Source organism: Ectothiorhodospira shaposhnikovii (assembly GCF_016584105.1).
Lineage (GTDB): Bacteria > Pseudomonadota > Gammaproteobacteria > Ectothiorhodospirales > Ectothiorhodospiraceae > Ectothiorhodospira > Ectothiorhodospira shaposhnikovii.
This window is the reverse complement of sequence record NZ_NRSM01000080.1, coordinates 1-1,830: the sequence shown is the minus strand read 5'-3', so window position 1 is coordinate 1,830 and position 1,830 is coordinate 1. Positions and strand designations below refer to the sequence as shown.

General features: G+C 49.5%; 2 protein-coding genes. Both read right to left on the bottom strand.

Going from position 1 to position 1,830, the window contains the following annotated elements:
- Nucleotides 1-189, bottom strand: a 189-nt coding sequence (locus tag CKO35_RS17465; protein ID WP_200173378.1) for a transposase, incomplete at its 3' end; no start/stop codon positions are given.
- Between the two features lie 402 nt (nt 190-591).
- The gene (locus CKO35_RS17460) at nt 592-1,656 is read right to left on the bottom strand and encodes a sensor histidine kinase (RefSeq protein ID WP_200177382.1); all 1,065 of its coding nucleotides are present in this window, start codon (nt 1,654-1,656) and stop codon (nt 592-594) included.
- Nucleotides 1,657-1,830: the final 174 nt, after the last annotated feature.

Here is a 1,830-nt window from a genome sequence, read left to right as displayed (position 1 = left end):
CTGGTCCTCCTGTTGGTCATGCTGGGGAGATTGCCGCTCACGTTCCTTGCGCAACCACCGATCCAACAGGCTGCGATTGATTCCCAGAGACCGGGCAGCTTCGGCCACCCCATACCCCTGGCGCTCAACCAACGCCACTGCCTCAGCCTTGAATTCCGCCGTGTATCGACGTCGTGCCTTCTTGCTCATGAACACCTCCAATGCATAGCCTACGAGGGCTTAACGGGGTGTCCGCTACAATTGGACCACTTCAGGTTTTGCTGGGCGACGCCTGAGGGGGCTCGTCGAAAAGTGCCTGTATGGCCCGATTAGGGCGCTCATTGGATGCCAATCGCCCCAGGAGTCTATCCCCTACCTCACGCTCAACGACGAGCCGTGGCGGAATCAGCGCATCTTCCGGTATTTCGCTGACAGCTTGCAGGTGATGCAGGAGTGCCTGCTCGATCACGAATCCCTTTTTAGGGCGTAGCGTTCGTCCAGGTCAAACAGTCCGGGGATCATCGGCGGCAGCGTCATGGTGGGGGGGCTACCCGTATCATGACCGGGCAGAACGTATTTCGAGGTTCCCTTGGGTCAGCAGTCCCTGATAGATTAAAAAGGCCCCAATTCAGCCTTGAAACATAAGCGTGCGATTCTCTTGTCTTGATGTATTGTGTTGTCGAATCTCCAGCCAAGTCTCTGAGTTAATTTTTCTGTCAACTGCAGTCCTAGACCAAAACCAAGATCGTCATCTGTTTCCGTTGCCGATGTATCGGAATTTTCTACATCAACGATCCAGCCTTTTTGAGCAATCAGGATTTCTCCCTCCCACGTATGCTGAAAAGCATTGCGAACCAGGTTTCCTAAAACGATACGGGCAGCAGTTTCAGGGAGTTCACAGATGCAGGGTGATGTGTGGATAGATAGCTGAACAATTTTTCCATCAAGAAGGTATTTGAGATCGCTGATGATGTTTTCGATTAAGTGGTCTAATCGCACATTGCTATGAGGTAGTCCATTCATGTCTTCTCGCCCTAGCCATAACAGAGTCTCTGTCAGGTGCTTCATGGTCAGGCTGGCGCGATCAATACGATTTATAACGTCATTTTCTCGGCTGTCACGTTGGTCATTGGATTGAACGATTTTAAGTTTATTTAGCAACTGAATGTTACTGCGTATAACACTGATCGGCGTGCGCAATTCATGGCTTGCTTGCCTGAGAAAGGTTTTTTCCCTTTCAAGCCCCTCTTTCACCGAAATCAAGCTGCTGCGTATTACTTCTGCAAAGTCGTTCAAGTCTTGGAATTCAAAATCCGGGATTTTTTCATCAAGTGTTTTTTCGTTCAGGCCCCTGGCCCAAGTGCCCAGGCTAGTAACGGGCTGGGTTATCCGATACATTAACCCCAAGACCACCAGTGCCAAGAATATAGCGGATCCCAATCCGATCATCAGCAGAGTTACCAGAGAATCTCTGGAATTATGAATAACCAAGTCAGATACCCTGTCAGGTGGAATATGGAAACTGACGTAGAAAGTGCCTTCAGCGGTATCCACAGTCATGTAAAAAAACAACTGATCTGGCTGTTCTCCATTTCCCTCTATTCTGGCTTTATGAAGCTGGTTCCTTATTGAGGATGGCGCTGGTAATGCAGTGAGGATAAAATCGGGTTGGTCCAACCAGGAGCGAGTCACTGTGTAGATATTAACCCGGCAATCAAATAGCTACACTACTGCATATTGAATGGATCCAGCCCGGAAATAGCTCGCAACCCGCTTGGGCAGTTTTTGCAGTTTGCGAAGATGAGACAGTGCTTTCTGTTTCAATTGATCCTTGTTTCGCGCTGGCGGACC